This window comes from Bifidobacterium scaligerum (genome assembly GCF_002802865.1).
GTDB lineage: Bacteria > Actinomycetota > Actinomycetes > Actinomycetales > Bifidobacteriaceae > Bifidobacterium > Bifidobacterium scaligerum.
The window spans coordinates 77,388-83,592 of the sequence record NZ_PGLQ01000010.1 but is presented as its reverse complement, the minus strand read 5'-3'; the positions used below and the strand labels follow the sequence as shown (position 1 = coordinate 83,592).

Below are 6,205 nucleotides of genomic sequence, written 5' to 3'. Positions count from 1 at the left end.
TGTATTAAGGTGCAGAAATTTAAACTAAAATCTGTAACTTGTTTTAGGAAAAAGCAGCGCCCGCCATAAGATATCAGGCAAGGCATCGTGGGATCGAAGAAGATAAAAGGATGGAGGGAAGGGGGAGGGGGGGCGAGAGGGGAGGTGGACATGGGAATATGAAACTTGAGTCACCTTCACTCAAGTTTTGGGAATAGAATGATCTCTGGGTTGGTTGAACGAATCAGAACATGACACGAATGCCTGCCTGCGGGCGTGCGGCGTGACATGCGGGATGCGGCTTCAGCTGTGCAATCCACGGACCGTACGGTAGACGGTACGCAGTGCTTCAGCTGTGCGCCGCATCATCGCAGCCGCCGCGCAGCCGCCGAGCAGACCGGCATACAAGAAGACTTTGGAGGAACATATCATGGAACAGAAGTTCACCACCATGGCCCAAGAGGCCGTCGGCGACGCGATTCAGAGTGCGTCCGCCGCTGGAAACGCTCAGGTTGAGACCCTGCATGTGATGGATGCGCTGCTGCGCCAAGAGAACGGCGTGGTGCGCTCGCTGATTGAGGCCGCAGGTGGCAACGCGCAAGCCATCGGTGCCGCTGTGCGCAATGCGCTGGTCGGGTTGCCGAGCGCATCCGGCTCCACCACTTCGCAACCGCAAGCCAGCCGTCAGTTGACCGCTGCAATCGCCCAAGCTGAGAAGGAAATGCAGCAGATGGGCGACGAATACGTCTCCACCGAGCACTTGCTCATCGGCATTGCGGCCAGCAAGCCGAATCAGTCGGCTGAAATCCTGGAGAAGAACGGCGTGACTGCCGCCGCCCTGCGTAAGGCGGTCCCCGGCGTGCGCGGCGGTGCGAAAGTCACCAGCCCGGATGCGGAAGGCTCATACAAGGCTTTGGAGAAGTACTCCACCGACCTGACTGCCGCCGCCAAGGAAGGCAAGCTTGACCCGGTGATCGGCCGCGATCAGGAGATTCGCCGTGTGATTCAGATCCTTTCGCGTCGTACCAAGAACAACCCGGTGCTGATCGGTGAGCCTGGTGTAGGCAAGACCGCAGTCGTCGAAGGTCTGGCCCAGCGTATCGTGGCCGGCGATGTGCCGACTACGTTGCAAGGCAAGAAGCTCATCAGCCTTGACTTGGGTTCGATGGTGGCCGGTTCCAAGTACCGTGGCGAATTCGAGGAGCGCTTGAAGGCCGTCCTGAACGAGATCAAGAACGCCAACGGCCAGATCATCACGTTCATCGATGAGATTCACACCATCGTGGGCGCGGGCGCTGCCGAAGGTTCGATGGACGCCGGCAACATGTTGAAGCCTATGCTGGCCCGCGGCGAACTGCGCCTGATCGGCGCGACCACGCTGGACGAGTACCGCGAGAACATCGAGAAGGATCCGGCGCTGGAGCGTCGTTTCCAGCAGGTGTACGTGGGCGAGCCGTCTGTGGAGGATACGATCGCCATTCTGCGTGGTCTGAAGCAACGTTACGAGGCGCACCACAAGGTCACGATTGGTGATGACGCGCTGGTCGCCGCCGCAACGCTGTCCAACCGGTATATCTCCGGCCGTCAGCTGCCTGATAAGGCCATTGATCTGGTGGATGAGGCTGCAGCGCACCTTCGTATGGAGCTTGATTCCTCCCCGGAGGAAATTGATGAGCTTCAGCGCAAGGTGACCCGTCTTGAGATGGAGGAAATGCAGCTCAAGAAGGCTGAGGATCCGGCGTCCAAGGAGCGCTTGGGCAAGCTGCAGGCCGAACTCGCGGATACCCGTGAGAAGCTCAGCGGCCTCAAGGCGCGTTGGGATGCGGAACAGGCTGGGCATAACAAGGTCGGCGATCTGCGTGCCAAGCTCGATGACCTGCGCGTGCAGGCGGACAAGTTCACTCGTGAGGGCAACTTGGCCGAAGCTTCCAAGATTCTCTATGGTGAGATTCCTTCGATTCAGAAGGAACTCGCCGCCGCCGAGAACGCGGACGCCGAGTCCAAGGATGCAGGCTCCACCGATCCGGCTAACGAGCCGATGGTCCCGGACCGTGTGGATGCCGACTCCGTGGCAGAGATCGTGTCCGACTGGACCGGCATCCCCGTGGGTCGCCTGATGCAGGGCGAAAACGAGAAGCTCCTCAACATGGAGGACTACCTCGGTAAGCGCGTGATCGGGCAGAAGGAAGCTATCGCCGCCGTGTCTGATGCGGTGCGTCGTTCGCGTGCTGGCATCTCCGACCCGAACCGCCCGACCGGTTCGTTCCTGTTCTTGGGTCCCACCGGCGTGGGCAAGACCGAGCTGGCCAAGGCGCTCGCGGACTTCCTGTTCGACGACGAGAAGGCCATGGTGCGTATCGACATGTCCGAGTACATGGAGAAGGCGTCCGTGTCTCGTCTGATCGGTGCGGCTCCGGGCTATGTAGGCTACGAGCAGGGTGGTCAGCTGACCGAGGCCGTGCGCCGTCGTCCGTATTCCGTGGTGCTGTTCGACGAGGTCGAGAAGGCCAACCCCGAGATCTTCGACGTGTTGCTGCAGGTGCTTGATGATGGCCGCCTGACCGATGGTCAGGGCCGTACCGTGGACTTCAAGAACACGATTCTGATCATGACCTCCAACCTTGGCTCGCAGTTCTTGGTGAATGAAGACATGGACGCGGATGCCAAGAAGAAGGCTGTGATGGACGCGGTCCATATGAACTTCAAGCCTGAGTTCCTGAACCGTCTGGACGATATCGTCATGTTCCACCCGCTTACGCGCGAGGAACTGGGAGGTATTGTGGACATTCAGGTCAAGGGCGTGGCTCAGCGTCTGACGGATCGCCGCATCACGCTCGACGTGACCGACTCGGCTCGCGAGTGGCTGGCCAACACCGGCTACGATCCGGCCTATGGTGCTCGTCCACTGCGCCGCTTGGTGCAGACCGAGGTCGGCGACCAGCTGGCGCGTATGCTGCTTGCCGGCAAGGTCCACGACGGCGACACCGTGCTGGTGGATCACACTGGTGGCGAGCATCTGGAGCTCTCCGCTTGGGCGAGCGACCAGATCATCGGCGATGATCCGGATGTGAATGTGGACGATGTTACGGCCGACAAGTGAGGTCGTGTGACAGCTTGGTGGTGACGTTGGCATAAGCCCCCCAAAAAAAATGGTGGCTGCGATGATTCGCAGCCACCATTTTTCATGTTCTGTACGATATCTTGTTTGGCAGGGGTACATTTCATGTTGTGAGAATATCTATCTGCGTTGCAAGGGGTACTGCGGACGCCGAATCTCATCTATCAGCGTCATCATCTCAACGTTATTTCGCCGTAATACTTAGGGCAGTACCCCTTGCAACGCAGATAGATGTCTGTAGAACGCGAAATGTACCCCTGCCAAGCGAGATAGCACGTATATTCCCCCACCCTTCAATACGTTGGTCCGGTACGAGCCTATGAATACTGTGGTCGGGGATTCGAAAACGCTTTGCGGGAAAAGGACAGCCCATGACCGGACGATTCGCGCCTACGCCGTCAGGGCGTATGCATATCGGCAATGTCTACGCCATGTTGGGGGCGTGGCTGTCCGCGCGCTCTCGCGGAGAACGCATGCTGTTGCGCATCGAAGACGTGGATAAGCCTCGCGTCATTGCTGGTGCCGACCAGCTCATGATGGATGACCTGCGTTGGCTAGGACTCGATTGGGATAACGAATCTTCGCCGATGTACCAATCTCGGCGTACCGAACGCTATGAATACGCCATGGATTGCTTGCGTGCTGCGCATATTGCGCGGAGCGTGAAAGACAAGACCGTTGCGTCGCATTCTTCGCATCGAATTGCAGCTAGCTCGGCTGGACATATCGCCGATGGCTCCGATGTTTCACAATCGTCTTCGGCATATGCCGAGCCCTGTGCCAGCAATCCGCCATGCGATGCATCGCAAAGCGTGCTGTATCCCTGCTTCTGCTCCCGGGCGGATCTCCGCGCCGCGTCGGCGCCGAACGAGGGAGACGGTTTCATGGTGTACCCCGGCGCATGCCGCCGACTGCTGCGCAACCATCCCGATGAGGTCCGTGCGCGACTGGCTCGCGGCGATCGGCATTCCATTCGTATAGCCATGCCCGAAAGCGGAGAGCTGCCGAATGAGCGCGTGGCATTTGATCAGGACACCGCCGAAACGCAAGCCGCGAGAATAGCCGATGAGCAAGCCGGGAGCCCGCTTGATGAAGGAATTGCCGGAACCGTTGCTTATTTCAACGACCGCATCTATGGTCCGCAACGCTACGATTTGCCGCGCGAGGTGGGGGATTCGGTAATCCGCCGGGCCGATGGACTGTTCGGCTACCAGCTGGTCGTAGTTGTGGACGATCTGGATATGGGAGTGGACGACATCGTACGCGGCCGAGACCTGCTACGCTCCACTGCTTTGCAAATGTGGATCCGTCGCTGCCTTCTTGCCGGCGGTTTTCAGCCAGAATATGGAGGTGCTGCCACAGCGCCGCCAGATCCGATGCCATCCACAGGCGTCCAGACCGTATCGTCTCTTTCGAAAGAAAGTCGCGCCAACCAGGTAGGGCCGTTCGCCGCGAGCCGGGACTTACGGCAATGTCCGAATATCGCTGCACACACATACGTACATGCGAATATGAACACCAGTGCGAGCGCAAACACCGCCGCAAACGCAAACGCGAGTGGTGCGGCCGCCCATCGGCAATCGCCAGCTCATCCCGCCTATGCGCATCTACCGCTTATCGACAACGCGGCCGGACGACGGTTGGCCAAGCGTGAGCGTTCGCTGGACATGGGGGCGTTGCGTGCTCGTGGCGTCTCCTCGGAGCAGATCATCGGATATTGCGCGTGGCTGCTGCGCCTCCGGCCGACTCCCGAACCGTGCCGTGCTGCCGACCTTACTGCCGATTTCAGTTGGGAATCACTTGCCGCCAACCACAGCGACCGCATGCTTGACCCGTCTGATCCCCTCACCCCGCAGTGGCTTGCTGAAGCGCTGTGAGTGCGGTAAGCCGTGAGATGCGAAGACAAACGGCCGGGCGAATTCACTGAACATTCATGGGACATCGCTCCCCTCGAACAGGCGAGCGGCGGTAATCTGATACCACCGCAACGGAAGGATCGTAATGTCGAAATTCTTGAGGAATGCGGCGCTCGCCGGCGTAGTTGCCGCAGGCGCTGCCGTATGGGCCGTCGCCCCGCGTACGTTCAACGATAAGCGTCGTAATTTTGTGCCCTCCATCCCGAACGTCTGGTTTGCCCACCGCGGTTTGCATGACGCCGGCTCGGGTTTGGTGGGAGTCGATGACGTAGCGGATTACGAAGGTGATAATCCGGTCAGCGCACAGGCGGATATGACGTATGAGTCGATGTCCGAAAGCAAGGAATACGTGGTGCTTGCGCGGCAGATGGCGCTGAAGGCCGGGTATGGTTCGGCTGATGTGACCGGTCCGCTGGCCCCGGAGAACTCGCTGGCCGCGTTCGCCGCCGCCTGTGAGGCCGGCTATGGTATCGAACTTGATTTGCAACTGACTCTTGACGGGCAGGTCGTGGTCGTGCATGATGCCGATTTGCTGCGCGTGGCCGGCGATCCGCGCCGCGTCGAGGATCTGACCTATGACGAGTTGACGCGTATCCCGCTGTTCCCGGACGGCAAGTCCGGTGATCTCAGGGCCAAGCCACTGCCGGGCGCCGAGGCGCAGCCGCCGCTGGTCGTCACGCCGTCCGCTGCTCCTGAAGGTTACTATCAGCATGTGCCGCTGTTCTCCGATGTGCTTGCAGTGGTGGCGGGGCGTGCGCCGCTGATCGTGGAATACAAGTTCAGCAACAATCACATTTGGGGTGCGCGCGAGCAGGAGCTGATGGAGAAGGGCCATGCGCTGTTGGCTGAGTACGACGGCGCATACGTTATCGAGTCGTTCCATCCGGGTGCGGTGAACTGGTACAAGGATCATCATCCTGAAGTGTGCCGTGGTCAGCTGAGCTGGCCGGCGAAGCTGGCGCAGAACGGTCCGGCGGAATGGGGTGCCGGTTTGCTGACTTTCGACTGGCTGTCGCGCCCGGATTTTGTGGCGTACGACTGGACGGGCGGCTCGTTGCCGCAGGTTCGTTTGGCTCGTTCGATGGGTGCCACCGCGGTTTCTTGGACGGTGCGCAGCTCCGACGAGCTTGCCCGCTGCGACCGCTATTTCGACCGTCATATTTTTGAGGCGTTCGTGCCTGACGTGCAGTAA

General features: G+C 59.9%; 3 protein-coding genes and 1 pseudogene. All 4 read left to right on the top strand.

From position 1 onward, the window contains the following. Nucleotides 1–409 precede the first annotated feature (409 nt). The 4 genes and pseudogenes from clpB to CUU80_RS09940 all read left to right on the top strand — a co-directional run bounded on the left by clpB (nt 410) and on the right by CUU80_RS09940 (nt 6,205). Nucleotides 410–3,079, top strand: coding sequence for an ATP-dependent chaperone ClpB (gene clpB / locus CUU80_RS09960; protein ID WP_100497178.1), 2,670 nt, complete (start codon nt 410–412; stop codon nt 3,077–3,079). A gap of 389 nt (nt 3,080–3,468) precedes the next feature. Further along, nucleotides 3,469–3,666: pseudogene (locus tag CUU80_RS11290) on the top strand (glutamate--tRNA ligase family protein); the annotation flags it as partial. A gap of 243 nt (nt 3,667–3,909) precedes the next feature. Beyond that, complete coding sequence (locus tag CUU80_RS11060; RefSeq protein ID WP_439329982.1) at nt 3,910–4,974, top strand: glutamate--tRNA ligase family protein; 1,065 nt, start codon at nt 3,910–3,912, stop codon at nt 4,972–4,974. Nucleotides 4,975–5,098: 124 nt separating this feature from the next. Next, nucleotides 5,099–6,205, top strand: a complete 1,107-nt coding sequence (locus CUU80_RS09940) for a glycerophosphodiester phosphodiesterase family protein (protein WP_100497177.1) — start codon at nt 5,099–5,101, stop codon at nt 6,203–6,205.

What these genes read in the sequence shown, in the direction of transcription:
- clpB (WP_100497178.1), top strand. Translation starts at nt 410, where the DNA reads ATGGAACAGAAGTTCACCACCATGGCCCAAGAGGCCGTCGGCGACGCG.
- CUU80_RS09940 (WP_100497177.1), top strand. Translation starts at nt 5,099, where the DNA reads ATGTCGAAATTCTTGAGGAATGCGGCGCTCGCCGGCGTAGTTGCCGCA.